28 protein-coding genes are annotated in these 25,870 nt (G+C 61.1%); 17 read left to right on the top strand and 11 right to left on the bottom strand.

Features of this window, described 5'->3' with window-relative positions; all coding sequences use genetic code 11:
- Positions 1-36: 36 nt before the first annotated feature.
- From BM229_RS06340 to BM229_RS06360, 5 genes are read left to right on the top strand one after another with little or no spacing between them, the layout of a single operon-like run.
- Positions 37-891 (top strand): hypothetical protein, encoded by an 855-nt coding sequence (locus tag BM229_RS06340; protein WP_093926775.1) that lies wholly within the window; start codon positions 37-39, stop codon positions 889-891.
- Positions 888-2,231, top strand: a complete 1,344-nt coding sequence (locus tag BM229_RS06345; RefSeq protein WP_093926776.1) for a surface lipoprotein assembly modifier — start codon at positions 888-890, stop codon at positions 2,229-2,231. Before BM229_RS06340 ends, BM229_RS06345 begins: the two co-directional genes overlap by 4 nt.
- 27 nt (positions 2,232-2,258) lie before the next feature.
- A complete protein-coding gene (locus BM229_RS06350; RefSeq protein ID WP_093926777.1) occupies positions 2,259-2,693 on the top strand; it encodes a VOC family protein in 435 nt (144 codons plus the stop codon).
- A gap of 41 nt (positions 2,694-2,734) precedes the next feature.
- Positions 2,735-3,406 (top strand): DUF1194 domain-containing protein, encoded by a 672-nt coding sequence (locus BM229_RS06355; protein WP_244152126.1) that lies wholly within the window; start codon positions 2,735-2,737, stop codon positions 3,404-3,406.
- Positions 3,403-4,143: a DUF1194 domain-containing protein gene (locus BM229_RS06360; RefSeq protein ID WP_093926778.1), complete on the top strand. Its 741-nt coding sequence runs from the start codon at positions 3,403-3,405 to the stop codon at positions 4,141-4,143. Before BM229_RS06355 ends, BM229_RS06360 begins: the two co-directional genes overlap by 4 nt.
- Here BM229_RS06360 and BM229_RS06365 read toward each other — a convergent pair.
- The 3 genes from BM229_RS06365 to BM229_RS06375 form a co-directional block, all read right to left on the bottom strand.
- Positions 4,137-4,637, bottom strand: coding sequence for a MarR family winged helix-turn-helix transcriptional regulator (locus BM229_RS06365; RefSeq protein ID WP_093926779.1), 501 nt, complete (start codon positions 4,635-4,637; stop codon positions 4,137-4,139). The genes BM229_RS06360 and BM229_RS06365 overlap by 7 nt on opposite strands.
- An 84-nt stretch (positions 4,638-4,721) precedes the next feature.
- Positions 4,722-4,988: a succinate dehydrogenase assembly factor 2 gene (locus BM229_RS06370; protein WP_093926780.1), complete on the bottom strand. Its 267-nt coding sequence runs from the start codon at positions 4,986-4,988 to the stop codon at positions 4,722-4,724.
- Positions 4,981-5,382: a helix-turn-helix domain-containing protein gene (locus tag BM229_RS06375; RefSeq protein ID WP_093926781.1), complete on the bottom strand. Its 402-nt coding sequence runs from the start codon at positions 5,380-5,382 to the stop codon at positions 4,981-4,983. Before BM229_RS06375 ends, BM229_RS06370 begins: the two co-directional genes overlap by 8 nt.
- Positions 5,383-5,467: 85 nt before the next feature.
- On the opposite strand from BM229_RS06375, the gene BM229_RS06380 reads away from it, so the two are divergent.
- Together BM229_RS06380 and BM229_RS06385 are read left to right on the top strand one after the other, a co-directional pair.
- Positions 5,468-6,670, top strand: coding sequence for a pyridoxal phosphate-dependent aminotransferase (locus tag BM229_RS06380; protein ID WP_093927242.1), 1,203 nt, complete (start codon positions 5,468-5,470; stop codon positions 6,668-6,670).
- Between the two features lie 9 nt (positions 6,671-6,679).
- A complete protein-coding gene (locus BM229_RS06385; RefSeq protein WP_093926782.1) occupies positions 6,680-7,081 on the top strand; it encodes a hypothetical protein in 402 nt (133 codons plus the stop codon).
- 3 nt (positions 7,082-7,084) lie between these two features.
- Here the strand turns inward: BM229_RS06385 and BM229_RS06390 are convergent, their stop codons facing one another.
- Positions 7,085-8,440: an MATE family efflux transporter gene (locus BM229_RS06390; protein ID WP_093926783.1), complete on the bottom strand. Its 1,356-nt coding sequence runs from the start codon at positions 8,438-8,440 to the stop codon at positions 7,085-7,087.
- 148 nt (positions 8,441-8,588) lie between these two features.
- On the opposite strand from BM229_RS06390, the gene BM229_RS06395 reads away from it, so the two are divergent.
- The 6 genes from BM229_RS06395 (at position 8,589) to BM229_RS06420 (ending at position 13,941) form a co-directional block, all read left to right on the top strand.
- A complete protein-coding gene (locus BM229_RS06395) occupies positions 8,589-9,476 on the top strand; it encodes an alpha/beta fold hydrolase (RefSeq protein WP_093926784.1) in 888 nt (295 codons plus the stop codon).
- A gap of 47 nt (positions 9,477-9,523) precedes the next feature.
- Positions 9,524-9,772 carry a hypothetical protein gene (locus tag BM229_RS06400; RefSeq protein ID WP_093926785.1) on the top strand — a complete coding sequence of 83 codons (249 nt, stop codon included), beginning with the start codon at positions 9,524-9,526 and terminating at the stop codon, positions 9,770-9,772.
- A complete protein-coding gene (locus tag BM229_RS06405) occupies positions 9,769-10,146 on the top strand; it encodes a type II toxin-antitoxin system death-on-curing family toxin (RefSeq protein WP_093926786.1) in 378 nt (125 codons plus the stop codon). The genes BM229_RS06400 and BM229_RS06405 overlap by 4 nt, the downstream gene beginning before the upstream one ends.
- 96 nt (positions 10,147-10,242) lie before the next feature.
- Complete coding sequence (gene parE, locus BM229_RS06410; protein ID WP_093926787.1) at positions 10,243-12,198, top strand: DNA topoisomerase IV subunit B; 1,956 nt, start codon at positions 10,243-10,245, stop codon at positions 12,196-12,198.
- Between the two features lie 352 nt (positions 12,199-12,550).
- Positions 12,551-13,051, top strand: a complete 501-nt coding sequence (locus BM229_RS06415; protein WP_139226264.1) for a hypothetical protein — start codon at positions 12,551-12,553, stop codon at positions 13,049-13,051.
- 212 nt (positions 13,052-13,263) lie between these two features.
- On the top strand, positions 13,264-13,941 hold the full coding sequence (locus BM229_RS06420) for a hypothetical protein (protein ID WP_093926789.1): 678 nt from the start codon (positions 13,264-13,266) through the stop codon (positions 13,939-13,941).
- A gap of 1 nt (position 13,942) precedes the next feature.
- Here BM229_RS06420 and BM229_RS06425 read toward each other — a convergent pair whose 3' ends face one another.
- Genes BM229_RS06425 through proS form a run of 4 tightly spaced genes read right to left on the bottom strand, consistent with a single transcriptional unit; the run spans position 13,943 to position 17,824 of the window.
- Positions 13,943-14,626: an ABC transporter ATP-binding protein gene (locus tag BM229_RS06425; protein WP_093926790.1), complete on the bottom strand. Its 684-nt coding sequence runs from the start codon at positions 14,624-14,626 to the stop codon at positions 13,943-13,945.
- Positions 14,619-15,914 (bottom strand): lipoprotein-releasing ABC transporter permease subunit, encoded by a 1,296-nt coding sequence (locus BM229_RS06430; RefSeq protein WP_243262559.1) that lies wholly within the window; start codon positions 15,912-15,914, stop codon positions 14,619-14,621. The genes BM229_RS06425 and BM229_RS06430 overlap by 8 nt, the downstream gene beginning before the upstream one ends.
- 54 nt (positions 15,915-15,968) lie before the next feature.
- Positions 15,969-16,475 carry a DUF2937 family protein gene (locus BM229_RS06435; protein WP_093926791.1) on the bottom strand — a complete coding sequence of 169 codons (507 nt, stop codon included), beginning with the start codon at positions 16,473-16,475 and terminating at the stop codon, positions 15,969-15,971.
- Positions 16,476-16,483: 8 nt separating this feature from the next.
- Positions 16,484-17,824 (bottom strand): proline--tRNA ligase, encoded by a 1,341-nt coding sequence (gene proS / locus BM229_RS06440; RefSeq protein ID WP_093926792.1) that lies wholly within the window; start codon positions 17,822-17,824, stop codon positions 16,484-16,486.
- A gap of 245 nt (positions 17,825-18,069) precedes the next feature.
- On the opposite strand from proS, the gene BM229_RS06445 reads away from it, so the two are divergent.
- From BM229_RS06445 to BM229_RS06460, 4 genes are all read left to right on the top strand, one after another.
- Complete coding sequence (locus BM229_RS06445) at positions 18,070-19,152, top strand: AI-2E family transporter (protein ID WP_093926793.1); 1,083 nt, start codon at positions 18,070-18,072, stop codon at positions 19,150-19,152.
- 1 nt (position 19,153) lies between these two features.
- Positions 19,154-19,834 (top strand): HdaA/DnaA family protein, encoded by a 681-nt coding sequence (locus tag BM229_RS06450; RefSeq protein WP_093926794.1) that lies wholly within the window; start codon positions 19,154-19,156, stop codon positions 19,832-19,834.
- A gap of 61 nt (positions 19,835-19,895) precedes the next feature.
- The gene (locus BM229_RS06455; RefSeq protein ID WP_093926795.1) at positions 19,896-22,070 is read left to right on the top strand and encodes an RNA degradosome polyphosphate kinase; all 2,175 of its coding nucleotides are present in this window, start codon (positions 19,896-19,898) and stop codon (positions 22,068-22,070) included.
- A gap of 84 nt (positions 22,071-22,154) precedes the next feature.
- Positions 22,155-23,738 (top strand): Ppx/GppA family phosphatase, encoded by a 1,584-nt coding sequence (locus BM229_RS06460; protein ID WP_093926796.1) that lies wholly within the window; start codon positions 22,155-22,157, stop codon positions 23,736-23,738.
- A 6-nt stretch (positions 23,739-23,744) separates the two neighbouring features.
- Here BM229_RS06460 and BM229_RS06465 read toward each other — a convergent pair whose 3' ends face one another.
- The 3 genes from BM229_RS06465 to BM229_RS06475 all read right to left on the bottom strand — a co-directional run bounded on the left by BM229_RS06465 (position 23,745) and on the right by BM229_RS06475 (position 25,869).
- Entirely contained in the window at positions 23,745-24,122 is a 378-nt protein-coding gene (locus BM229_RS06465; protein WP_093926797.1) for a hypothetical protein, read from the bottom strand.
- A gap of 65 nt (positions 24,123-24,187) precedes the next feature.
- Positions 24,188-25,189, bottom strand: a complete 1,002-nt coding sequence (locus BM229_RS06470; RefSeq protein WP_093926798.1) for an endonuclease/exonuclease/phosphatase family protein — start codon at positions 25,187-25,189, stop codon at positions 24,188-24,190.
- Complete coding sequence (locus BM229_RS06475) at positions 25,189-25,869, bottom strand: molecular chaperone DjiA (protein WP_067630240.1); 681 nt, start codon at positions 25,867-25,869, stop codon at positions 25,189-25,191. Before BM229_RS06475 ends, BM229_RS06470 begins: the two co-directional genes overlap by 1 nt.
- Between the last annotated feature and the right edge of the window lies 1 nt (position 25,870).

A 25,870-nucleotide genomic window follows, 5' to 3' on the forward strand; every position in this document is an offset into this window, starting at 1 on the left:
AAACTAGAAGACATAAAAATATCGAGGCAGAGCAGTATGACACGGATTTGGATGGGCCTTGCGCTCGGCTTGGGGGTTTCGGCCTGCGGTGGCACAGCACCTTTCGGCGACGACGACGACGATGATACGAACACAGGCAGCGACAGCGTCTATTTCACGGATCAGAACGAGCTGATGACCCTGAACAACATCACCTACGACCCTGACAGTGATACGCTGACGCTCAACAACATCCCGTTTGATGATCCTGACAATGTTTACGAGCGTATCCAGTCCGAAAAATTTTCCAACTCTTTCGACGCTTATGAAAGCGTACCAACATCCGGCACAAATGAGGTTGAGTATTTTGCGGTCTTCCGTCGTTCGGATTCGGGTCAATCACAAGTCGCCGCGGCCGGGACCAACCGCTATGTGAATTTCGGCTACGGCGGTGCTGGTGCCCAGCGGCTTGGCAATCAGCCAAACCTTCCTTCGTCCGGCATTTACTCCTACAATGGCGAATATGCAGCCGTGCGCACGACGCGAGATGGCGTTAACAATGGTGTGACCTTTGTCACCGGTGACGCCAATTTGCGCGTCGATTTTGACGACTTTGATGTAGGCGGCGCGGCGGGCGGGTCGATCTCTAACCGCCAAGTCTATAATACCAATGGTCAGTCGGTCGGCGCATTGGACGGCTATATCTCGCTCACCGATACGACAATCGATTTTGAGAACAGCGGCATCGCCACCTCCACCGCCACCGAATTCGATGGCACTGGCGAAGCGACAGGCGCTGGCGGCAATTGGCAGGGTGTCTTTGCCGGACCGGGCGGAAGCGAGATCGCGGGCATCGTCTTTGTCGAAGGCTCCGAAGTGCGTGAAGTCGGCGGTTTCATCGCCACACAATGATGCAAAAGCTGGCCCTCGCCGCTGCGCTGAGCCTGACGGTCGGGGGCCATGGCGCAGCGCAATCCACGCTAGAGCCTGAAGCAGCGCGGCTGACCGCCGCGCAATTGCTGTCGCGCGGCCATGCACAGGCCGCAGCCCAGATCACCGATGTGCTGGTGCTCCGCGACCCCAAAGACAGCACCAGCCTAATTCTTAACGCGCATGCCCGGCGTAGGTTGGGCGACAACACTCGCGCCCGACAGGCCGCGCGGCAAGGCTGGCAGGCGGCCGACCGATCGGTTGAGCGCTATGGCGCTGCGATGGCCATGGCGCAGGCGTTATCATCAGACGGGGCCAAAACACGGGCCCAATTCTGGCTGCGTCGGGCGGCGCATGTGGCCCCCGATGCCCGCACCCGCGCCCGCGCCATCCGCGATTACCGCTATGTCAGCACGACGAACCCATGGTCGGTGAACCTGTCCTTCAGCATTGACCCCAGCGACAACGTCAATGGTGCCCCCAGCGATAATACGTTTGTGTTGGGCGGGCTGATTTTTACCAACCCCGCCGCCGTGCCAATCTCGGGCTTCGTACTGCGCCAAGACACGGCGCTGCGCTATAACTTTGGCACCACGCAGACGGAGCGGAATTTCGTTGCCCTGAATTGGACCGAGAGCCACACCGTCTTTACCGATGACGATGTGCCCACCGGGGTCAGTGCCTCTGATTTCGCCTTTCGCCGGGTGCAGGCACAGATCGGGCGCGATTTCACCACCGGTCCAGAGGCACCGCGCCAGACCCTGTCGCTGAGCTTCGGCAGACTATGGTCTGCCAATGACCCCCTGGCCGATGAGGTCAAAATCGACTGGCGGCAAACCTATCTCCGGCCCCAGCAACGCCTTTTTTCGTGGAACGCGGAACTTGGTTATTCGCACCGCAAAGACAGTGATCTGCGCTCGGGCGTGACGGCGACGCTGGGCAGCTATTGGGCCCGTCCGACCAAAAGTGGCGGACGGCTGTCGTGGAATGCCCAAATTGGGCGCACTGACACCGACAGCGCAGCGCTGACACACACCGCCCTGTCACTGGGCGTGCAGTATACATTTTCCAAACCCGTACTGGGGGCCACCGCGCAGATCGCTTTAAGCACGCAAGCCAAACAATATGACGATCCGCTTTATGGCCCCGAGCCGCGTGCCGATCTGGGCGCGGTTGTTTCGACCTCCTTGGTGTTCACGGACTTTGACACCTACGGTTTCGCTCCTAAACTTACCCTTGAAGCGCGGAAGACAAATTCCAATGTCACCCGCTTTGAGACAGAGAATTTCGGTCTGAATATGGGGTTTCAATCCCTTTTCTGACCGTCCCAACAGACCAAAGGAACACCGATGCCCATTAAATATCTACACACGATGGTGCGCGTAAAGGATCTCGACGCCTCCATCGCATTTTACAAACTTCTGGGCCTTGTTGAGCGGCGCCGCATCGACAACGAGGGAGGCCGTTTCACGTTGGTCTTCCTCTGCCCGCCGGATCAGGCCGATGGTCATGCGGATGTGGAACTGACGTACAACTGGGACGGCGATGATGACTTGCCCAGCGACAGCCGCCATTTCGGCCACCTCGCCTATACGGTCGAGAATATCTACGAAACCTGCCAAATGCTGCAAGACAATGGCGTGACCATTAACCGCCCCCCGCGTGAAGGCCGCATGGCCTTTGTTCGCTCACCTGACAACATCTCGGTTGAGCTGCTGCAAGAAGGCGATTCCCTACCTGTGCAGGAACCTTGGGCCAGCATGGAAAACATCGGCCATTGGTAAGGTTTTGCATCAGTGCCGCGCTGGCGCTGATGCTTGCGCCAATGGCCGACGCTCAGGCGGCGCCCTGCCGCCTTGCGTTGGCTTTGGCACTGGATGTGTCCTCTTCTGTTGATCCAGAGGAGGACCGTTTGCAGCGCGGCGGGCTTGCCGCTGCGCTGCGTGCGCCCTTGGTCGCGCGGGCTTTTTTCGCCGGTGATGTGCCCGTGGCGCTGGCAGCCTATGAATGGTCAGGCGAGGCGCATCAGAAAATCGTGCTAGATTGGAGGTTGATTGACCGCCCCGCCGCGCTGATGGCTGCGGCAGATATCATTGAGACTAGTCAACGCAGCGAAAGCGGGCAGCCCACCGCGATGGGCCATGCCCTGCGGTTTGGGGCGACGCTGTTTGACGCCGCGCCTATCTGCGATGCCCACGTGATCGACATGGCAGGCGATGGGCAAAACAATAAAGGGTTTGGCCCCCAAACCGCCTATCGCGACGTGCCCTTTGCAGGGATCACCGTGAATGGGCTGGTCGTGAATGCCGCTGATTTCGAAGGCGAGTTAGGTCTGATCGCCTTCTACCAATCTCAAGTGCTACATGGGCCGGGAGCGTTCATGGTCATCGCTTCAGGATTTGCAGATTTTGAGCGAGCCATGCGGGTCAAACTGATCCGAGAGGTATCGCCTCCTGCTTTGGGTGGGCTGCCATCTACGCAAGGCTCAAGAGGATGATCCGCGCCGCCTTTGCTTTCTGTCTCACTCTTTGCACCCCACAATGGGCGGATGCCGCCTGTCGGCAGGCGCTTGCCTTGGGGCTGGATGTCTCCGGCTCGGTTGATGCGCGCGAGTATCGGCTGCAACTGGGTGGTTTAGCCAATGCGCTTAATGATCCCCGCGTGCGGCAGGCGCTGCTAACGCTGCCGGGGCATACCATTGACCTACTGGTTTACGAATGGAGCGGCCTAGAGGATCAGGCGGTGATCCTGCCGTGGACAACGCTGAGTGATGCCGACGTGCTGGATGATACCATCGCCCGCTTGCACAGCACCCAGCGGCGACAAACATCTCCCGGTACCGCCCTCGGCGCGGCCATGCAACTTGGTGCGCAGTATCTGGCAGAGCGGCCTGACTGCCAAAAACACACGCTCGACATTTCTGGTGATGGGATCTCGAACTTCGGCCCCCGCCCCCGCGACCTGCGCGTCGGTTTGGCAGCGGACCCTCCCGGGTTGACCATCAACGGGTTGGTAATCGGCGTTGATGACCCGGCCGCCGACGACAGCCAACAAGCCGCGATTGGCACGCTGGCGGCCTACTACCGGGCCGAGGTGATGCTCGGCCCCAATGCCTTTGTCCAAACCGCACTTGGATTTGAAGACTACGGCCGCGCCATGGCCGAAAAACTGCTGCGTGAATTGGATGGGACCGCTTTCTCGCAACTTGCCCACCCTACCCGCACGGATCAGTAAATATAGCGGATTTGGTCTGTCCAATACCGCTCCATCCGTTTCAAAGATCGGGTGATATCCTCAATCCCGGCATCACCAAGTACACCTTTGTTCTCCATCCCGTCGGCATGACGTGAGAAGAGATCGGCAACAACATCGCGGATATAGCGCCCCCTCTCTGTCAGCCGTACACGGACCGAACGGCGGTCAATCTCGCAACGCTGATGGTGCATATAGCCCATCTCGACCAGCTTCTTGAGGTTATAGCTCACGTTGCTGCCTTGGTAATATCCACGGCTTTTTAACTCGCCCGCCGTGACCTCATTATCACCGATGTTGAACAGCAGCAGCGCCTGCACCGCGTTGATTTCCAACACGCCAACGCGCTCAAACTCATCCTTGATGACGTCCAACAGCAAGCGGTGCAGCCGCTCAACCAAAGACAGGGACTCAAGGTAGCCGACCATGAAACCTTTCACAGCCAAGGGCTGTGTTGCGGGATCGTGAATGCTCATGCGAAATCTCCGGTTCAATTTGTTTGAATTGGAAACTCGCTAAAAAATCAGAATAATTCGTTAAACCCGTAAGAATTTCCGCGATTAACCGCGCGTCTCGGCCAACTGCCCGCGAATATCCGCGACCAATGCCGCATATTCGGCGGGCGCTTCGGCCTGCCCGCTCACCCAAAGATAGAGGTCGTGGTCGTTCTCATTGAGCATCTGATCATACAGCGTAAGGCCCGCATCATCCATCTGCGGCAACCGCGCCTCAGCATAGGCCGATAGGATCAGGTCCATCTCTTTGATGCCCCGGCGCATGGAGCGCATTTGCAGGCGTTTTAACCGGTGTTCATGGACTTCAGGCATCTGCGGGCTCCGTCATAAGGCGCCGAATGCGCTTTTCCAATTTGCCGACAGTCTCGGCCTTTTTCAGCAGGTCGGTGCGCAGGGCACGCATGTCGGCCAGCACTTCCTCCAGATCGACGCGGCGCGCGGTTTCGCCCGCTTCGGGGGCATCGACCCCTTCGCCTTCGCCATTGATCAGCCACATCATAGAGACATTGAGCAGCCCCGCCAGCATCGAAAGCCGGTTGGCGCGCGGCTCGGACAGGTCTTCTTCCCAGCCGCGCAAAGTCGCCAGACGCACGCCCAGCCGTTTGGCCAGCATCGCTTGGGTCATGCCAGTCTGTTCGCGGGCCGCCGCGACCCGGTCGCCAAAGGTGGCGGCCTCGGGGCCGTACCAGTCAATCTCGTCGGTCATGCTTTATCTCCTGCCAGACACCCTTGCCGGGTGCGGGGACGCCCCCTATGAACGTGGGGATATTCATAAGCAAGCCGAGGCTGAAATGGAACTGCTGTCCGCGACCCTTGATCGGGTCAAACCGTCGCCCACCATCGCCGTCACCACCAAGGCGGCAGAACTCAAGGCCGCGGGGCGCGACATCATCGCGCTTGGCGCGGGCGAGCCGGACTTTGACACGCCACAGAATATCAAGGACGCCGCAGTCGTCGCGATCAACGCAGGCAAGACGAAATACACCCCCGTGGATGGCGTCCCCGAGTTGAAACAGGCGATCTGCGCCAAGTTCAAGCGCGACAACGGGCTGGATTACACGCCCGCGCAGGTCAGCGTCGGCACCGGGGGCAAGCAGATCCTCTACAACGCGCTGATGGCCACGATGAACCCCGGTGAAGAGGTCGTGATCCCCGCGCCCTATTGGGTCAGCTACCCCGACATGGTGCTCTTGGCGGGCGGCACGCCGGTGATCGCACCTGCGACGCTGGAGAACGACTTCAAACTGACCCCCGAGGCGCTGGAAGAGGCGATCACGCCGAAAACCAAATGGTTCATCTTCAACTCGCCCTCAAACCCCACCGGGGCGGGCTACAGCCGGGATGAGTTGAAGGCGCTGACGGACGTGCTGATGCGCCACCCGCATGTCTGGGTGATGAGTGACGATATGTACGAGCACCTCGCCTATGACGGCTTCGCGTTCTGCACCCCGGCTGAGGTGGAACCCGCGCTTTACGACCGGACGCTGACCGTCAACGGCGTGTCCAAAGCCTATGCCATGACCGGCTGGCGCATCGGCTATGCCGCAGGCCCGGAAAAGCTGATCGGCGCGATGCGCAAGATTCAATCGCAAAGCACGTCGAACCCCTGCTCGGTCAGCCAGTGGGCCGCGGTTGAGGCACTGAACGGCACGCAGGATTACATCTCTGAAAACAACGAGATGTTCGTGCGCCGCCGCAATCTGGTGGTTGAGATGCTCTCGGCCATTGATGGGATCACCTGCCCGACGCCCGAGGGGGCGTTTTACGTCTATCCCTCCATCGCCGGGCTGATCGGTAAGACCTCGGCGGCGGGCACCAAAATCTCGGATGATGAGACTTTTGCCACCGCGCTGCTTGAGGAAACCGGCGTGGCGGTCGTCTTTGGCGCGGCCTTCGGTCTTTCGCCGAATTTCCGCGTCAGCTACGCTACCTCGGATGAGGCGCTGAAAGAGGCATGCACACGCATCCAGACTTTCTGCGCCGGGCTGACGTAAAGGCGAACCATGGCAGGCGATCTTCCCGACTATTACTTCAGGGTCCGCGAGAATGGCGCGGCGGTGTTTCGGCTGGATGCCGCGAACCGCCAGCGCCGGATCGAGATGGAGCAGATCGCCGTCGTCAATATCCGTAACGGAGAGGTAAAGCCCCATGGGCAGCACCGTTTGACCGAGGTCGATCAGACCGAGATTGCCCGTTGGACCAAGGCGCGCCGCGAGACTCTTGCTGCGCGCGAGCTCGAGGACATCCGCCGCGCGGTGGAGCATCTGAACCTCACCACGCAATGGGTGCAATCGCGTGCCACGGATGCCGAGCTTGACGCCGTGACCGATGACCTGTTGCTGGCAATGCATGATCTGCGCAGCACCTTGGTGCGCAAAAAGGCGGATCGGATGGATCGGGGCTGAGAGTTACCCGGCCAGTGCCTTGACCGTGACGCCCCAGAATCGCGCATTGAGCAGCAGCCCCGCGACGCCCAGCCCGGCCACCAGACCGGCCCAAATGCCCATGGCTCCGAACCCCAGCGTAAAGCCAAGGAAATAGGAGCAGGGCATCCCGACCACCCAATAGCTGATTGCGGCCATCACCATCGGGATCTTGGTATCCTGCACCCCGCGCAGCAGGCCAAGCGCCACCACCTGCGCCCCGTCGACCAGTTGAAACAGCGCGGCCATGACCAGAAGGCCGGTGCCAATGGCGAGGATTTCGAGACGCGCTGGCTCATCCTCCTGCATAAAGACCGAGATCAACGGCTCGGGCCAACCGACGAAACCGACCATAGTGATCAGCGCAAAGACCAGCGACAGCCCCGTCACGATCACCGCCCCGCGCTTCATATGCGGCACGTCGCGGCGGCCATAGGCATTTCCCGCGCGGATCGTGGCGACATTGCTCAGCCCCAGATGCACCATGAAGGTCAGAGAGGCGAGTTGGATCGCGATGCCATGCGCGGCCAGCGGGATCGTCCCCAGCCAGCCCATCATCAACGAAGAGGCCGCAAACAGACCGACTTCGCTCAGCGTCGTCAGACCAATCGGCAGACCCAGCGTAAAGACCCGCACCAGCATCTGGGTATCGACCCGCCACAGCCTCACGAACAGACTGTGTTGCGGCAGGGCGATCAGCACATAGATCACCACCCCGATCAGCGAGACGAACTGCGTCGTGACCGACGCGACGGCAGCGCCCATCACGCCAAGCTCCGGCGCACCCCAATTGCCGAAAATCAGTGCGTAGTTCGCCATCGCATTGATCACGGCCGCCAGCAGGGTGATCCACAGCACGACCTGCGTCCGCTCCAAGGCAGCAAGGTAGGATTTCAGCACCATCACCAGCAGCGCGGGCACAATCCCCCAGCCCGCGACTTTTAGGTAATCCCCCGCCGTATCGGCAAGGTTGGGCCCCTGCCCCAGAAGGTCCAGCACCGCAGGTGACCAGATCATCGCGGGCAGCGCGATCATCGCAAAACCCACCGACAGCCACAGCCCCATGCGCGTGGCGCGGCGCAGGCCAATCTCATCATCCTCGGCGTCATAGGCGGCCACCAGCGGCATCACCGCCATGGCAAAGCCCGAACCGAAGATAAACAGCACGAAGAAATAGGTGCTGCCCAGAACAACCGCTGCCAGCGCCTCGACCGAATACCAGCCCAGCATGACCGTATCGGTCACGCCGATCGCCATCTGTGCCAGATGTCCGCCGATCAGCGGCAGGCCAAGCGTCAGGATCGCCCGGACGTGATTGCGGTTGGTCATTACTTTGGTCATGGGCAAGCCTTACGCCGGGCCGCTGCAAAGGGAAAGGCCGGTTTTTGCGCTCTGGCATGGGTTTGCGTGGGCTTGCGGCCTCGTTTTGGTCATGAATTCCTTGCGTCTGCGGCCCTTAACGGCAAAGCTGGATGCAGGAGGGATCGCGATGGAACCTACACGGACCGAAACCCGCCAATTGAACGGCCAAGAGATTTTCATCCGCCACTGGAGCGATGAAAGCCTTCCGCCGCTGTTGATGCTGCATGGTTTTCCCGAATATGGCGGCGCATGGGCCGATTTGGCCGCGCAGCTTTTCCCCCATTTTCATTGTATCGCTCCTGACCAGCGCGGCTATGGCCAAAGCAGCGCACCCGAGGGGATTGAGCCCTATGCCATGGCCCATCTCATGGCCGATATGGCCGCGTTGATCAGAGACAGGCCGGTGACGGTTTTGGCGCATGACTGGGGTGCTTCGGTGGGCTACGCACTGGCGATGTTCCGGCCCGAATTGGTGGCCCGGCTGATCATTCTCAACGGTGTGCATCCCGTGCCTTTTCAACGTGCCATGGCCGCAGGCGGTGCGCAGTCCCGCGCCTCGCAATATATCAATGCGCTGCGCGCCGAAGGCAGCGCGGTGAGGCTGGCCAAAGACGATTTCGCCGGGCTGCTAAAGCTCTTTTCGACGCATATGGACCTGAGTTGGCTGACCACAGAGCGGCTTGAGGATTACCGTTCGGAATGGGGGCGTCCCGGGCGGCTAAGGGCGATGATCAACTGGTATCGCGCCTCCCCCCTGCAAGTCGCGGCCCCCGGCAAGCCCCTGCGCGACCTGCCAGAATTCCCGGTTGAACGTTTGCGCGTGAACTGCCCGCATCTGCTGATCTGGGGGGTCGAGGATACCGCCCTTTTGCCCGAAGCCACCGCGGGGCTGGAAACCTTTGCGCCAGACCTCACCCGGATTGAGGTAGAAGGCGCGGACCACTGGTTGCACCACCAAAAACCATCGGTTGTAGCACAGGCTATCCTCGACTGGTGCGGGACGCGGCCCTTGTAAAATGGGCGAAAGAATGTATATTCAGATATGCATTCAGGAGCCACGCCATGACCCGCATCCATACCAACCACATCGCCACCATGACCGAAATGCGCGAACCGCATAAAGTGTTGGAACGCTCTGGCGGCAAGCCCGTCGCAGTGATGAAGAATTCGCGCTGTGTGGGGTATTTCGTACCGGCTGAGGCGACCCTGCAGGAGGAGCCGCGCGTGGCCACACTGGATGAGGTGATGGAGAGCATTGCCCGCAGAAAGCACATCAATCAGCCGGTTCTGGACTATCTCAAAGATAAATGACCTATGTGCTGCTTTCACCTGAACTCGTTGTCAGGATCCACGATTCCGCGTTAAACTCTGGTGAGTTGGCCGGCATGGCCTTGGACAAATCGCTCGAAGGAGCGCTGGCACGGGTCGACAACCGACTGGTCTACGGCATGATCGAAGATGTCTTTGACCTCGCTGCGGCTTATTGCGTGGCGGTTGCCACTGGGCATGTCTTTAACGACGCGAACAAGCGAACCGCGCATCTCGTTCTCGATATCTGTCTTGATCTCAATGGGGTGCAACTTGACCACGACACCATCGAGGCAGGCGACCTGATCCGCGAAGTGGCCCAAGGCCGCATCGACGAAGAGACCCTTGCTGATTGGCTGCGCGCCAAAGCCAGCTGACCGGGTTAAATCCGCCCGACAAGACAAACCCGCGATTGCCCCCGGCGCGCGGCCCTGTCAAAATGACCCCCACCCATAAACAAAGAGCAGGCCCGCATGACCGATCTTCTTTCCGGCCAAGAACCCACAGATTATGACGCCTCCTCCATCGAAGTGCTGGAAGGGCTGGAGCCCGTCCGCAAACGCCCCGGCATGTATATCGGCGGCACCGATGAACGCGCCCTGCACCACCTCGTGGCCGAAGTGCTCGACAACTCAATGGACGAAGCGGTGGCGGGCCATGCCAACCGGATCGAGGTGGAGTTGAACGCCGATTATTCGGTCACCATTCGCGACAACGGCCGCGGCATTCCGATTGACCCGCACCCCAAGTTTCCAGACAAATCCGCGCTTGAGGTGATCCTCTGCACGTTGCACGCAGGCGGCAAGTTCTCGGGCAAGGCCTATCAGACCTCGGGCGGTCTGCATGGCGTTGGGGCCTCGGTGGTTAACGCGCTGTCGGATTCGATGGTGGTGCAGGTCGCGCGCAACCGCGAGTTGTTCGAGCAGCGGTTTTCACGCGGCATCCCGCAAGGCCCGGTGGAGAAGATCGGCGCGGCGCCCAACCGGCGCGGCACCACAGTGAATTTCCACGCGGATGAACAGATTTTCGGCGCCCACCGTTTCAAGCCTTCCCGCCTGCTCAAGATGGTTCGCTCCAAAGCCTATCTCTTCTCCGGCGTCGAAATCCGCTGGAAATCTGAGATCGAAGACGGCGACACGCCGATGGAGGCGACCTTTCATTTCCCCGGCGGTCTGGCTGATTACCTGCGCGAAACCTTGGGCAAATCAACCACCTATGCCGAGAACCCCTTTGCCGGTACGGTCGAGTTCCAAGAGCGTTTTGGCGTGCCGGGCAAGGTGGAATGGGCGATCAACTGGACCCCTGCCCGCGACGGCTTCATCCAGTCCTACTGTAACACCGTGCCCACGCCCGAAGGCGGCACACATGAGGGCGGCTTCTGGGCCGCGATCCTCAAGGGCATCCGGGCCTACGGCGAGCTGGCGAACAACCGCAAGGCCAAGGACATCACCCGCGAAGACCTGATTACGGGCGGCTGCGCGCTGGTGTCTTGCTTCATCCGCGAGCCAGAATTCGTGGGCCAGACCAAAGACCGCCTCGCCACGACCGAGGCCGCACGTTTGGTTGAGAACGCCGTGCGCGACCACTTTGACAACTGGCTGGCGGCAGACACGAAATCCGCCGGTGCGATCCTCGATTTCCTCGTCCTGCGCGCCGAGGAACGGATGCGCCGCAAGCAGGAAAAGGAAACCGCCCGCAAATCAGCTACCAAGAAGCTGCGTCTGCCCGGCAAGCTGACCGACTGCACCAGCAAGACCCGCGAAGGCACCGAGTTGTTCATCGTCGAGGGCGACTCGGCGGGCGGTTCTGGCAAGGGCGCGCGCAACCGCAATACGCAGGCGCTGCTGCCGCTAAAGGGTAAAATCCTGAACGTGCTCGGGGCAGCCTCCAGCAAGATCACCACCAACGCTGAGATTAACGACCTCTGCGAAGCGCTTGGCGTCGGCATGGGCACGAAATTCAACCTCGACGATCTGCGCTATGACAAGATCATTATCATGACCGACGCCGACGTCGACGGCGCGCATATCGCGTCGCTGTTGATGACGTTTTTCTTCACCCAAATGCGCCCGCTGATCGACGCGGGGCATCTGTACCTCGCCTGCCCGCCGCTGTTCCGCCTGACGCAGGGGGCGAAACGGGTCTATTGCCTTGATGAGGCAGAGAAAAACATGTGGCTCGAGAAGGGTCTCGGCGGGAAAGGCAAGATCGATGTCAGCCGCTTCAAGGGTCTGGGTGAAATGGACGCGAAGGACCTGAAAGAGACCACGATGGACCCCGAGACCCGCAAGCTGATCCGCGTGACTGTGGACGAGGACGTGCCGGGTGAGACCGGGGATCTGGTGGAGCGGCTGATGGGGAAGAAGCCGGAGATGCGGTTTGCGTATATTCAGCAGAACGCGCAGTTTGTGGAGGAGTTGGATGTTTGAGGGAAAACGGGCTACACCCAATAGCGCAGTCGGTCGTCAACGCCTACTTTCTCGATAGCGCCGAAGAAGATTATCTTGTCGCAAGATGGGCCGCACAAAACGCTAGACTTCATCAATTTTGCTGGAGTGCGGCGCAAACCATAGAGAAGTCGTTGAAAGCGATCACGCTGAATTGTCGTATCCCTTTAAGTCGTAAGGGAGACGGGCACCAGTTTACCGTCTTACTGAGCAAACTGATCGAAGATGGTAGGCTACCTTCAGAACCGCTAAAGGTGCAAACCTCCTTGCCTTCGGGAAAATCTATTCGTCGAAATTTACTGACGGTCTACGTCCTACTCCCATTGAAGAAGTCGTGTACCGTTTTCAGGAGAACGGCACCGCACACATCCGGTATAGAAACGCTCAAGTTACCAAAGCATTTTTCAATGAAGTGCATATGCTAGATGCGTTGTTCATTCTCCTAAGAGAGCTTGCAGGTCGCCCCGCCAGAAAAAACCTCCTCGAAAGCCAAGAACCAGATGAGGCGGGAACCTTAGAAGAGACCTTTGCAGCGGAGTTTCCGAGCTTGGATGGCCCCAGCAATAGAAACAGACTTCAGCTAGCAACCACTATTTCTTTCCAGAATATCGAATTTTTTCCTAAGTATTTCTCCCATGATCACCCTTTGATTGGTGGTTTTTCTGTCAGAAAAAATCCTTGGCCAATCCGTAGGTCAAACGCAGCACTTTTTGGAGACGACGAAGCCAAAACTGACTTGGATTGGCTTTTATCGAACGCGAAAGTTCATGTTAAGGAAGAAGCCGCGCTGAGGGAACTAGCCGACCATTTTCTAACTCGCGCAAAAAAAGAGTAGATACGGGGTGGGGATTCTAGAGCACGCCCCCCAGCCACATCTGTTCCGTATCCCATGCGCCTTTGGCGCATAGCCCCTTCCCTTCCCCCCATGGGGAAGGGGCTTCCACACAACGATAGCTCGGGACCGCGACAGCAGTTACCTGCACCGTTCGCCTTTGCACACCCAACTTCCCCCTTGATCCCCCGCCCACACCGGTCCTAACTCCCCCCATGATCCGCGCCCTCCTCCTTCTCCTTCTCCTCACCGCCTGCGGCCGTCCGCTGACGGAGAACGAGCGCGCCTATCTCGCCACCATTCACGGCACATCCGTCGACTACGACCGCGTGCGCTTGCACGACGGGGCCCCGACCCGCGCCGTCACCTTCACCCGCAAGCCGCGCCCGCGCACCACTTGCCGCGAGCGCATCCTGCCGCCGCAAGAGGGCGATACCGTCACCTCCAAACCCGCCGCCGTGGCGCTGTTCAATAACCTGCTTTTCGACAAGGACTGGTACCTCGAAGACTACCTCCCCGATCACCCTGACCGCATCGGGCTGATCGCCGCGATGCTGCTGGCGCATGAGGTCACCCATGTCTGGCAATGGCAGAACCGCAAGCTTACCGGCTACTCGCCGCTGCGCGCGGCCTCGGAGCAGTTCACCAGCCCGGACCCCTACCTCTTCGAAGTCGACACCCAGCCGCGCTTCCTCGACTTCGGTTATGAGCAGCAGGGCTCTATCGTCGAGGAATTCGTCTGCTGCCGCGCGCTCGACCCGCAGGCGTCGCGCACCAAGCGGTTGCATTCGATGTTGTCCGAGGTCATGCCCGTGGCCCCTCTGCCCCAAAGCCGCCCCTATGACGTGGGCCTGCCTTGGGATGGGGTCGAGCTCGACAATATCTGCGGCTGATTTAGACCGGCACCAACTGCCCCGCCTCAAGCCGGATCTGTCGGTCCATCCGCGCGGCCAGTTCGAGGTTATGCGTGGCGATCACCGCCGAAAGCCCCGTGCCGCGCACCAGCGCCATCAGCGCGGCAAAGACTTGATCCGAGGTCGAGGGATCGAGGTTGCCCGTCGGCTCGTCCGCCAACAGCAGGCGCGGTTCATTGGCCAGCGCACGGCAGAAGGCCACCCGCTGCTGCTCACCACCCGACATGGCGGCGGGGCGGTGGTCGGCCCGCTCGGCGATGCCGACCTGTGCCAGCAGATCACGCGCCCGCGCCTCTGCCGCCTTGCGGGCCACGCCATTGGCAAGCTGCGGCAGCACGATGTTTTCCAGCGCCGTGAACTCCGGCAGCAGGTGGTGGAACTGATAGATGAAGCCCACATCCGCCCGGCGCACGCCGGTGCGCTTGCGGTCGCTCTGCCCCGTGAGGTCATCGCCCGCGATCTCAACCGTACCGCTGTCAGCCGTATCCAGCAGCCCCGCGATATGCAGCAGGGTCGACTTGCCCGCGCCCGAAGGGGCAACCAGTGCCACGACTTCACCGGGCGCGACCGTCAGGTCAATGCCACGGAGCACCTGGACCTCATTCGGCGCGCCGGGGTTATAGGCCTTGGAAATGCCGCTCAGGCGCAGGACGGGATCATTCATAGCGCAGGGCCTCCACAGGGTTCATCCGCGCCGCACGGCGGGCGGGGAAAATCGTCACGACAAAGCTAAGGCCAAGCGACAGCCCCACGGCAGAGAGCACATCGCCCAGTTGCAGTTTCGCGGGCAAGAAGTAGATGCCCCGGATCGAGGCATCCCAAGCATTGCCGCCGCTGAGGTAGTTCACAAAGGCGAAAATCTGGTCGACATAGATCGCAAAGAGCACCCCCAGCACCACGCCTGCGGCGGTGCCGATGATTCCCGTGAACGCGCCGCAGATAAAGAACACCCGCAGGACCGAGCCTTCGGACAGCCCCATGGTGCGCAGAATACCAATGTCGCGGCCCTTATTCTTGACCAGCATGATCAGCCCCGAGACGATGTTCATCGCGGCGATCAGCACCAGCACCGAGAGGATCACGAACATCACCCGGTCCTCAATATCCAGCGCCGAGAGGAACGAGCCGGACGCATCGCGCCATGTCCAGACCTGCGCCCGATCACCTGCGGCCTGCATCAATGCCCGCGCCATGGCGTCAACGCTCTCGGGGTCTTCGACCATAACCTCCAGCTCATCCGCCACGCCCTCGCGGTTGAAAAAGCTCTGCGCCTCGGCAATCGGCAGATAGACCCTTGTCTTGTCGATGTCATACCGCCCAGCGGAAAAGACATAGACCACCTCATAGCCGTTCACACGCGGGCTGGTGCCAAAGGCCGTCTTCACCCCATTGGGAGAGATCAGCTTGATCGTATCGCCGACATCCACGCCCAAGCTTTGCGCCACACCGCTGCCGATGGCGATGCCTTCCTCGAACCGGCCAATATCGCCGAAGGAACGCTCTGATGGCTGGATGCCGGGGATGGTCATCAGATCATCCGACGCGATGCCAAAGACCTCAACCCCTGCGTTGGACTGACGCCGGTTCGCCATGACCTGCTGGCGCACCAAGGGGGCCACGCGGGTCACGCCGGGCACTTTCGCGACCTCGGCGGCCATCTCGGTATAGTTGGCGATGGTGCGGTCGATCTGGCCGTTTTCCTGCACCTCGCCCATCGTGTAGACGGTGACATGGGCATTGGCCCCGAGGATCGTATCGACGAATTCAGCCCGGAATCCCGAGCGGACCGACAGCGTGGCAATCAGTGCGAAGACCGCGAGCGTAATACCGATCAGGCTGATCCACGTCATGACGCTCACCCCGCCCTCGGCGCGGCGGGCGCGCAGGTAGCGCCATGCGATCATCCATTCAAAGGCCGCGAATGGGGCGGTGCGTGTGGGTTTGCTGGCCATGCGGGAGGGCTCCGGTCTGAGGTGCGCGCAACCTGAGGCTTTGCCCCAGAAGGGTCAAGAACGCAATGCCCGGCGGCGGCGGAAGCGCGCGGGCCATGTGGGCAGCCAGAGGAGCAGCCGCGCGAAGGCGGCTCCGGCGATGAAGCCTATGGCGGTGAAGATCAATTCGGCACGGCTGCGCGGCGCGGTGGGCGAAAACTTCTGCACGGTTGCGCGCAACGCTTCTGCGTCAGGTGCGCGTAACAGGTAATAGCTGCGCAGGAACGGACCCGCCGTTTGCAGTCGCGGCACCTGCGCCTCAAGCGCCATGTGCCTTTCGATGTTGCGGGTCAGATCGATACGGCGGCGTTCCAACAAGGCCGACCCACGCAGCCGCGCAAGCGCGGCCTCTCGGTCAAGCCCGGCGGTGCGGGCGGCAGCATCAAAATGCGCTACAACACCGGAGAGCGTTCGTTCTGCGGCCTCTAGCTCAAACACATAGGCCCGGGAAAACCCCGGGCCTTGCGCCGCAACTCCTGCCCCTATGACCCCACTGGCCAATGTCAGCGCCCGCAGGATCATCGTAGCCCTCAGGCGATGCCTGCGTAGATTTTCGCCAGCTTTTCGACCGCCTGTTCGGGCGGCAGCTCTTCGCTTTCACCCGTACGGCGGCTGGTCAGCTCAACCACGCCGTTTTTCAGCCCGCGCGGCCCAACGGTGATGCGCCATGGCAGACCGATCAGGTCCATCGTCGCAAACTTCATGCCCGCCCCGCCCTTGCGGTCGTCATAAAGCGGATCAAGACCCAGCGCCTTGAGGCTCTTATAAAGCGCGTCACAGGCCGCATCGGCTTCGTCGTCGCCTTGCTTGAGGTTCACGATACCCGCATGGAATGGAGTCACACCCTCAGGCCAGATGATACCCTTGTCATCATGGCTGGCCTCAATAATCGCGCCCAGCAGACGGCTGACGCCGATGCCGTGGCTGCCCATATGGACCGGCACCTGTTTGCCGTCGGGGCCTTGCACTTTGGCATTCATCGCGTCGGAATATTTCGTGCCGAAGTAGAAGATTTGCCCCACTTCGATGCCGCGCGCGGTGCGCTGGCGCTCTTCGGGCACTTTGGCGAAAAGCTCGGGGTCGTGGGTCTCATCCGTGCGGGCGTAGCGCGAGGTGAATTCATCCAGCACAGCACGGCAGGCATCATGATCGCTGGGGTCAATCTCGCGGTCGCCGAAGGTCAGATCGGTGATCTCGCTGTCATAGAAGACTTCCGATTCGCCCGTCTCGGCCAGCACGAGGAACTCATGCGTGTCATCGCCGCCAATCGGGCCCGAGTCCGCCCGCATCGGGATCGCTTGCAGACCCATCCGCTCATAGGTGCGCAGGTAGCTCACCAAATGGCGGTTATAGGCGTGCAGCGCGTCCTCTTTCGTAAGGTCGAAGTTATAGCCATCCTTCATCAGGAACTCGCGGCCCCGCATCACGCCGAAACGCGGGCGGATCTCGTCGCGGAATTTCCACTGAATGTGGTAGAGCGTCAGCGGCAGGTCTTTGTAAGACCCGACATGGCTGCGGAAGATGTCGGTGATCATCTCTTCATTGGTGGGACCGTAAAGCATGTCGCGGTCTTGACGGTCGCGGATGCGCAGCATCTCGGGGCCGTAAGCGTCATAGCGGCCCGATTCCTTCCACAGATCGGCCGATTGCAGCGTCGGCATCAGCATCGGGATATGACCCACGCGCTGCTGCTCTTGGTGCACGATCTCTTCGACCTTGCGCAGCACCTTGTAGCCCAGCGGCAGCCAAGAATAGATCCCCGCGCTGGATTGCTTGATCATCCCCGCCCGCAGCATCAACCGGTGGCTGACGATCTGCGCCTCGGCAGGGTTTTCCTTCAGCACGGGCAGAAAATATTGGGACAGACGCATGGTGTTTCCTCATTGAGCGAATTGCCCCCTGACTAGTGCATGTCAGGGGGCGAGACAATCACATCGCACAGGCCGCGCGAGAGCTTGGCCGCCCGCGGCGCACTGCGCCCATCTCTCGAGCGGCCTGTGCACAACGGACGACGTGCTGCTGCGATGGTCGCACGATCTCCCCCCAGTCGAGCAGCCAAGACTTGAAACGAAACGCCACATGGGCGATGTGAGAACATTCCCAGCCGGAGAGCATCATGGCCCTGCCAATCCGAGATCAATTGAAATACTGGGGCATCGCCGCGGCGGTGTTCATGGTGGCACTGTGGTTCATGGGCGATGTGCTGCTGCCCTTCCTGTTGGGCGGGGCAATTGCCTATTTCCTTGACCCTGTGGCCGACCGGTTGGAGCGTTTGGGCCTAAGCCGCACCATGGCCACTGCCGTCATCACAGTGGTGGCGCTTTTGGTCTTCGTGCTGATGGCGCTTTTGGTGGTCCCGACGCTGGTCAATCAGACCGTGAACCTGATCGAGACCGCGCCCAAGCTGACCCGCAATTTCACCGATTTCATCACCGATCGCTTCCCATCGATTCTGGACGACGATTCGACCCTGCGCACCTCGCTGACGACGCTGGGGACCACCATTCAGGAACGCGGCGGGCAACTGCTGCAAACAGCGCTGGCCTCCTTTGCCTCGCTGATCAACGTCCTACTTTTGTTCGTCATCGTTCCGGTGGTCGCGGTGTACCTGCTGCTCGACTGGGACCGCATGGTCGCCGCCATCGACCGCCTGCTGCCGCGCGACCATGCGCCGACGATTCGTCAATTGGCGCGCGAGATTGACGCGACGCTGGCCTCTTTCGTGCGGGGCATGGGCACGGTCTGCCTGATCCTTGGCACCTATTACGCCGTGGCACTGATGCTGGTGGGGCTGCAATTCGGTCTCGTCGTGGGCTTTGTCGCGGGGCTGGTGACCTTCATCCCCTACCTCGGCGCATTGATTGGGGGGGCGCTGGCGATCGGTCTGGCGCTGTTCCAATTCTGGGGCGATTGGCTCTCCATCGGTCTCGTCGCGGGCATCTTCGTGCTGGGCCAAGTGGTCGAAGGCAACCTGCTGACACCAAAGCTCGTCGGCAACTCGGTCGGGCTCCACCCGGTCTGGCTGCTGCTGGCGCTGTCGGTCTTTGGCACACTCTTTGGCTTCGTCGGGCTGCTGGTCGCCGTGCCTGTGGCCGCCGCCATCGGCGTCATCGCCCGCTTCGCTACGGCGCGGTACCGTGAAAGCGTGCTCTACATGGGCCGTGAGCCTGAAACGACGGTCGACGAGGACATCCGCTAACATGGCCCACCAACTCGGGTTGAACCTGCCCAGCCGGACGGCTCTGGGCCGCGACGCATTCTTTGTCGCTCCCTCCAACGCTATGGCGATGGCGATGATCGACGGCTGGCGCGGTTGGGCCGGCGGCAAGCTGGCGCTGACCGGGCCGCAAGGCTCGGGTAAAACGCATCTGACGCATGTTTGGGCGGACTTGTCGGGCGCGCGGATCATCAGTGCCGCCGACTTGCTGGAGGCCGACATTCCCACCCTCGCCCGTGGCCCCTTGGCCGTCGAGGATGTGCATCTGATCGCCGGAGACGCGGCGGCGCAAACGGCGCTCTTTCACTTGCACAACCTCGTGTTGGCCGAGGGTCAGGCGCTTTTGCTCACCGGCACCGGCCCCGTGGCCCATTGGGGGCTGACCCTGCCTGATCTGGTCAGCCGAATGCGCGGCGCCACAATGGTTGAAATGGAAGCGCCGGACGACGCGCTGCTCTCGGCCCTGCTGGTCAAATTGCTGGCCGATCGTCAACTCACGCCGAAACCAGAGCTGATCAACTACCTGATGACCCGGATGGACCGTTCCTTTGCCGCCGCCATCGCGCTGGTCGACCGGCTGGATGCTGCCAGCCTTGCGCAGAAGCGCCCGCTGACCCGCGCACTGGCCGCGCAGGTGCTGGACATCGCCCCGCCCCGCGCGTGATACTGGAATAATTAACGCAAGCCTTCGCAAACCCGTTACATTCCAATGTCATGAGGCACGCATGACCCAAGCTGATTTCCTGCAAGCGCCCTTTCCGCCCGCCACCGATCTGCCCGAGCTTGATACCGCCGGGCCGGGCCGTTTCTTTAACCGTGAGCTAAGCTGGCTCGACTTTAACTGGCGCGTGCTGGAAGAAGCCGAGAACCCGCGCGTACCGCTGCTGGAACGGCTGCGCTTTCTGTCGATTTCGGCCACCAACCTTGATGAATTCTATACCGTGCGGGTCGCGGGGCTGCGCGAACTGGCCCAAGCCGGTAACACCACCGCCGCCGCCGATGGGCTGAGCCCCGGTGAGCAGCTGGTGCTGATCAACGAAGACGCCCGCAACCTGATGATGTCCCAGCAGCGCGTGCTGGTCGATCTGATGGCCGAGATGGACGACCAGAACATCATGTTGGAACGCACGGCGGACTTGACCGAGGCGGACCTTAAGCATCTCGAAGGGGTCTTTCTCAACCAAGTTTTCGCCGTGCTGTCGCCGCTGGCCATCGACCCTGCGCATCCGTTCCCTTTCATCCCCAACACCGGTTATGCGCTGGCTTTGCAACTGGAACGCAACAGCGACAAACGCCCCCTGCAAGCGCTGCTACCGATCCCCGGCCAGATTGACCGTTTCGTCGCTCTGCCCGCGCCCGATGGCTGCCTACGCTACCTGCCGCTCGAAGACCTGTTGATCATCAACATCCCCAACCTCTTTCCGGGCTACAAACTCAAAGCGCATTTCGAATTTCGCGTGCTGCGCGACAGCGATCTTGAGGTCGAAGACGAGGCCGAAGACCTCGTGCGGGAATTCGAAGTCGCCCTGAAACGTCGCCGCCGTGGTGAAGTCGTGCGGCTGACACATTCCGCGGGTGCGCCAGAAAAACTGAAATCCGTCGTCATGCGCGAGCTTTGCGTGCGGCCCCAAGACGTGATCGAAATCGAAGGCATGCTCGGCATCGCCGATCTGTCGAAACTGGTAACCGACGCCCGGCCCGACCTTCTGTGGCCGCAGTTCACCCCGCGCGTGCCAGAGCGCGTCAGCGACCACGATGGCGATATGTTCGCCGCGATCCGGCAAAAGGACATGCTGCTGCACCACCCCTATGAGACGTTCGACATGGTGGTGCGCTTCCTTGCGCAAGCAGCGCGGGATCCGGATGTGGTGGCGATCAAACAGACGCTCTACCGCACCTCACGCGATAGCCCGATCGTCAGCGCGCTCTGCGAGGCTGCCGAGGATGGCAAATCCGTCACCGCCTTGGTTGAACTGAAAGCCCGCTTTGATGAGGCCGCCAATATCCGCCAGTCGCGCCGTTTGGAACGCGCGGGCGCGCATGTGGTTTATGGCTTCCTCGACCTCAAGACCCACGCCAAGATCTCGACCGTGGTGCGCCGCGAGGGCGATCAACTGGTGACCTATACCCATTACGGCACCGGCAACTATCACCCGATCACCGCACGGATTTATACGGACCTGTCGCTTTTCACCTGCGACTCGAGCCTTGGGCGCGATGCCACGAAAGTATTCAACTTCCTCTCGGGTTATGCCCCGCCAGAGCAGTTGGAGAATCTCGCCATATCCCCCACCACGCTCAAGCCGCGCCTGCTTGAGATGATCGCCGCTGAGGCCGAACATGCCCGCGCCGGACGCCCTGCCGTGATCTGGGCCAAGATGAACGCGCTGATCGACGCCGAGGTGATTGATGCGCTGTATGACGCCAGCCAAGCCGGGGTGGAAATCAGCCTCGTCATTCGCGGCATCTGCGGGCTGCGCCCCGGGGTGAAGGGGCTGTCGGAAAACATCCGGGTCAAATCCATCATCGGGCGTTTTCTGGAACACAGCCGCATCGTCTGTTTTGGCAATGGCCATGGGCTGCCGCATAAAAAGGCGCGGGTTTTCATGTCTTCCGCCGACTGGATGGGCCGCAACCTCAACCGCCGGGTCGAGACTTTGGTCGAGATCGAAAACCCCACCGTCAAGGCGCAGATCACCAGCCAGATCATGGCCGCCAATCTGGCTGACGTGGCGCAAAGCTGGGTCATGGGGCCAGATGGTAAATTCACCCGCCCGGCGATCCCCGAAGGCACTTTCGCCTTCAACTGCCACCGCTTCTTTATGGAAAACCCCTCGCTATCGGGGCGCGGCAGCGCGGGGGCGTCGGATGTGCCCAAGCTGACCCATACCGAGGATTGACCGGGCAAGCGGCCCGTTAGCAATTGACCTCACCGCCCCCCTGCGCCAATTATCCCCTCAAACGGATGGCCCGCAGGAGCATTGATGGCAGACCAGACCGACCCTTCCCGAGCCGCCCCCGTCCCTGAGACCGGCGTGGCGGAACTGGGCCTTTTCGCGAAACCGTTGTTTCAAGATCCGGGCGCACGCGCCTTGGCGCGGGTGGGTGTGGTGGATGTGGGCTCAAACTCCGTCCGGCTTGTAGTGTTCGACGGCGCGGCCCGCTCTCCGGCCTATTTCTATAACGAAAAAATCATGTGCGCCTTAGGCGCGGGCATGTCCGAAACCGGCCATCTATCGCCCGAAGGCCGCGCCCGTGCCCTCTCGGCGCTGCGCCGTTTCAGCAAACTGGCCGATGGGATGGGGCTGTCGGAACTTACCGTCGTCGCCACCGCAGCGGTGCGCGATGCCAGCGATGGGCGCGAGTTCTGCGCCGATGTGCTGCGCGAAACCGGGCTGCGCATCTGGGTCATCGACGGCGAGGAAGAGGCGCGGCTTTCGGCCCAAGGGGTGCTGCTGGGGTGGCCCGGTGCTTACGGCCTTGTCTGCGACATCGGCGGCTCTTCGATGGAGCTCGCAGAAATCTCTGGTGGGCGCGTCGGGCGCCGGGTGACCTCACAACTCGGGCCGCTGAAACTGCGCGATCTCAAGGGTGGTGCCAAGGGGCGGCACGCCCATATCAAAGAGGTCATCACCGGGCTTCAGGAGAAGATGGGCAGCCAGCGTGACCGTCTGTTTCTTGTGGGCGGCTCATGGCGCGCCATCGCGCGGATCGACATGTACCGCCGCGGCTATCCGCTGCATGTGCTGCATGAATACCGCATGACCGTCACCTCGGTCCGCGAGACGGTGAAATTCATCCAAGCCTCTGATCTCGAAGAGCTTCGCAATGCTTGCGGAGTATCTTCAAGCCGCATGTCCTTGGTGCCCTACGCCGCCGAAGTGCTCAGCCGTTTGGTCAAAACCTTCCGACCAAAAGACATCGCCGTCTCCAGCTATGGCATCCGCGAAGGCATGCTTTATGAGCAGATGCCGCAACGCCTGCGTGACCGCGATCCGCTGATCGAAGCCTGCTATTTCGCCGAGGCCAAAGACGCGCGGATGCCCGGCTTTGGTAAGGTGCTCTATAACTTCATCCTGCCGCTCTACCGCTCTGCCCCCCATGCGCGCAGGCGGTTGGTCAAAGCGGCCTGTCTCCTGCATGACGTTAGCTGGCGCGCGCATCCCGACTACCGGGCCGAGACCTGTTTTGACAACGCCACCCGCGCCAATCTTGGCGGGCTCAAGCACTTGGAACGCATCTATCTCGGGCTGGCCCTGCTGCACCGCTACTCCAACAAACGCGAGAACACCCGGTTCGAAGACCTTTATGAGATGGTCGACGAAAAGACCCGGTTGGAGGCCGAGATATTGGGCAAGGCCATGCGCTTTGGCGCGATGCTGTGGATGGACAAAAACGAGCAACGCGGCGAGTTGCGCTGGTTCCCCAAGAAAAAGCAATTGGAACTGTGGCTGACCCCTGACATGGTGCCCCTCTTTGGCGAAGTTGCAGAGGCGCGGCTGAACTCGCTTGCCAAATCACTCGAAGCCGAAGTGCATGTGCGCACCGGCAAGCGAGCCGCAAAATAGTCTGCGCTACAGGTCGATCTGGGGTGCAGGCTCGGTCGGGGTTTCGGGCGGCACCATTGGATGATCCGGCTTGCGGCGAATGATGATATCGCCGTTGGGCTGCATCTCGGGCGCTTGGTATGCGCTCCAGTCCTCGACCTCATCCAGCAGTTCCGTCAGCTTCGGCCCCATTTCCCGCGCGAAATCACGCAGGGCGGGGCGCATGGCTTCGCTAAAGCCTTCGAAGCCTTCCATGACCGGGCCCATCTCATCCATGATCCCGTCCATGAACATCTGCGCGCCGCGCTCCATCAAGCCGAGGCCGCGTTCTTCGGTGTCCTCCTGCGCATGGGCCGCAAGCGGCAGCATCGTGCAGAGGGCGATAAGGGGCATGAAACGTGTCATGCAATTGATGTAGGCGGTGCGTTTGGGATTTCTAGTCTTCTTCCGGTGCACGGGCACAAGCCCGCCTAAAGGTCGACATCCAGCGTGATCGGGAAGTGATCTGACGCCGCAAGAAGCGCATCGCGCAGCACCACGTTCTGCCAGCAGGCGGGATCATCCATCGGGTGCCAGATGCGCCAGCGGGCATCCCGGGCCTGAATTTGCGGCGTGACCATGATGTAGTCCAATAGCGCCTGAAGGAAGCGTTCTTCGGGCGCTATCCAAAACCGCGCGCTGGTGGGCGCGGCCCCCAAACGTCGGCTAAGCGCCCGTCTGGCATGCGGATCAAAGAGCGCCGCCGCCCCCTCCCCCAGCACAATCTCGACCGAAGACCGCCCGAACAGGCTTTCGAATTCATCCAGCCCCGGCCCGTCGTTCAAATCGCCCATCACCATCACGGGCCGTTCTGCCGCCAGATGCGTATCGATCCGCCGCCTGAGCCAGATCGCCTGCGCCAATTGCTTGCGCCGGTTGGCGATGGCGATGCGCAGCACATCGGCCTCGGACTTGGCCCCATGGGGCGCTTTGGATTTCAGGTGCGCGCCGATCATCTGAAAAGCAAACCCGGCATTCGTGGTCACCTCCAGCTCAAGCGGCGGTTTGGAGAAGACCACGGCATCCTCTGTCGCATCCACGTCAAGATCAATCCGTAGTGTCTGATCAAAGCGCGGGGCATCAGCAGCGGCCAGCGGCGCATGGCGGGCCGTGAGCTTATCGGGGTCATAAAGCAGCGCAATCTCTTGCTCTGTCTCGTTGGAAAACCCCATAACGGCCTCCCGTGCGCGCAGGGAAAACCGCGCGGCGAAATGCTCAAGCGCGGCCACAGTCGACTGCCGCCGCCCATGGTTTGGCGCCTCGATCACCATCACCGCATCCGCATCCAGCGCCGCGAAAACCACCCCCAGTGCCACCGTTTGCTCTGCGCGCGTCACCTGATAGCGGGACGACCATTCACCGTCGTCGTAGAGCTGATTGTCATCGTCAAAAAGGCTCGCGAACCACTCGACATTGTAGGTCGCGATGCGCATCAAGCGTGTTTGCCCGAGATCGTTTCCCACGCGCGGTTGATGTCGATCATGCGTTTTTCGGCCATTTTAATGGCCTCTTGTGGCAAGCCCCGCGCCACCAGCGCATCGGGATGGTTCTCCCGCACCAACCGCCGCCACGCCTTGCGTGCTTCTTCGAGCGTGGCATGGGGGCCGATGCCCAGAACCGTGCGCGGCAAGGGCGAGCTGTCGGGCACGAACCGCGCTTTGAGCGAGGCAAAAGCCTCCTCTCCCATGCCAAAGATCGCCGCCACATCTTCGAGAAAGGCGTTCTCATTCGGGTGATAGATGCCATCTGCCATGGCGATGTGAAACAGCCCCTCCATCAGATCATGCAGCATCTCGGGCTGGTCGTTGAACATGCTGGCGATGCGTTTGGCATATTCCTCAAACCCGGTGACATCCTGCCGCGCAAGGTTAAAGACCCGCGCCGCGCCGTCCTGATCCCCTTCGGCAATCTGGAACACTTCGCGAAAGGCGGTCACCTCGTCGCGAGTCACCAGCCCATCAGCCTTGGCCATCTTCGCGCCCAAGGCGATGACTGCGATGGTAAAGGCGACCGAGCGTTCGGGCGGGCTGCGCAGACGGTCAAAGACAGCCGACAGCCCCTCGCCCGCGGTGAGGGCTGACAAAGCTTCGGAGATGCGCGTCCAGATCGACATG

The sequence above is a fragment of the Sulfitobacter dubius genome, assembly GCF_900113435.1.
Lineage (GTDB): Bacteria > Pseudomonadota > Alphaproteobacteria > Rhodobacterales > Rhodobacteraceae > Sulfitobacter > Sulfitobacter dubius.

Excerpts from the sequence above, each read along its gene's own strand:
- BM229_RS06340 (WP_093926775.1), top strand. The coding sequence starts at position 37 with ATGACACGGATTTGGATGGGCCTTGCGCTCGGCTTGGGGGTTTCGGCC.
- BM229_RS06345 (WP_093926776.1), top strand. The coding sequence starts at position 888 with ATGATGCAAAAGCTGGCCCTCGCCGCTGCGCTGAGCCTGACGGTCGGG.
- BM229_RS06350 (WP_093926777.1), top strand. The coding sequence starts at position 2,259 with ATGCCCATTAAATATCTACACACGATGGTGCGCGTAAAGGATCTCGAC.
- BM229_RS06355 (WP_244152126.1), top strand. The coding sequence starts at position 2,735 with ATGGCCGACGCTCAGGCGGCGCCCTGCCGCCTTGCGTTGGCTTTGGCA.
- BM229_RS06360 (WP_093926778.1), top strand. The coding sequence starts at position 3,403 with ATGATCCGCGCCGCCTTTGCTTTCTGTCTCACTCTTTGCACCCCACAA.
- BM229_RS06365 (WP_093926779.1), bottom strand. The coding sequence starts at position 4,637 with ATGAGCATTCACGATCCCGCAACACAGCCCTTGGCTGTGAAAGGTTTC.
- BM229_RS06370 (WP_093926780.1), bottom strand. The coding sequence starts at position 4,988 with ATGCCTGAAGTCCATGAACACCGGTTAAAACGCCTGCAAATGCGCTCC.
- BM229_RS06375 (WP_093926781.1), bottom strand. The coding sequence starts at position 5,382 with ATGACCGACGAGATTGACTGGTACGGCCCCGAGGCCGCCACCTTTGGC.
- BM229_RS06380 (WP_093927242.1), top strand. The coding sequence starts at position 5,468 with ATGGAACTGCTGTCCGCGACCCTTGATCGGGTCAAACCGTCGCCCACC.
- BM229_RS06385 (WP_093926782.1), top strand. The coding sequence starts at position 6,680 with ATGGCAGGCGATCTTCCCGACTATTACTTCAGGGTCCGCGAGAATGGC.
- BM229_RS06390 (WP_093926783.1), bottom strand. The coding sequence starts at position 8,440 with ATGACCAAAGTAATGACCAACCGCAATCACGTCCGGGCGATCCTGACG.
- BM229_RS06395 (WP_093926784.1), top strand. The coding sequence starts at position 8,589 with ATGGAACCTACACGGACCGAAACCCGCCAATTGAACGGCCAAGAGATT.
- BM229_RS06400 (WP_093926785.1), top strand. The coding sequence starts at position 9,524 with ATGACCCGCATCCATACCAACCACATCGCCACCATGACCGAAATGCGC.
- BM229_RS06405 (WP_093926786.1), top strand. The coding sequence starts at position 9,769 with ATGACCTATGTGCTGCTTTCACCTGAACTCGTTGTCAGGATCCACGAT.
- parE (WP_093926787.1), top strand. The coding sequence starts at position 10,243 with ATGACCGATCTTCTTTCCGGCCAAGAACCCACAGATTATGACGCCTCC.
- BM229_RS06420 (WP_093926789.1), top strand. The coding sequence starts at position 13,264 with ATGATCCGCGCCCTCCTCCTTCTCCTTCTCCTCACCGCCTGCGGCCGT.
- BM229_RS06425 (WP_093926790.1), bottom strand. The coding sequence starts at position 14,626 with ATGAATGATCCCGTCCTGCGCCTGAGCGGCATTTCCAAGGCCTATAAC.
- BM229_RS06430 (WP_243262559.1), bottom strand. The coding sequence starts at position 15,914 with ATGGCCAGCAAACCCACACGCACCGCCCCATTCGCGGCCTTTGAATGG.
- BM229_RS06435 (WP_093926791.1), bottom strand. The coding sequence starts at position 16,475 with ATGATCCTGCGGGCGCTGACATTGGCCAGTGGGGTCATAGGGGCAGGA.
- proS (WP_093926792.1), bottom strand. The coding sequence starts at position 17,824 with ATGCGTCTGTCCCAATATTTTCTGCCCGTGCTGAAGGAAAACCCTGCC.
- BM229_RS06445 (WP_093926793.1), top strand. The coding sequence starts at position 18,070 with ATGGCCCTGCCAATCCGAGATCAATTGAAATACTGGGGCATCGCCGCG.
- BM229_RS06450 (WP_093926794.1), top strand. The coding sequence starts at position 19,154 with ATGGCCCACCAACTCGGGTTGAACCTGCCCAGCCGGACGGCTCTGGGC.
- BM229_RS06455 (WP_093926795.1), top strand. The coding sequence starts at position 19,896 with ATGACCCAAGCTGATTTCCTGCAAGCGCCCTTTCCGCCCGCCACCGAT.
- BM229_RS06460 (WP_093926796.1), top strand. The coding sequence starts at position 22,155 with ATGGCAGACCAGACCGACCCTTCCCGAGCCGCCCCCGTCCCTGAGACC.
- BM229_RS06465 (WP_093926797.1), bottom strand. The coding sequence starts at position 24,122 with ATGACACGTTTCATGCCCCTTATCGCCCTCTGCACGATGCTGCCGCTT.
- BM229_RS06470 (WP_093926798.1), bottom strand. The coding sequence starts at position 25,189 with ATGCGCATCGCGACCTACAATGTCGAGTGGTTCGCGAGCCTTTTTGAC.
- BM229_RS06475 (WP_067630240.1), bottom strand. The coding sequence starts at position 25,869 with ATGTCGATCTGGACGCGCATCTCCGAAGCTTTGTCAGCCCTCACCGCG.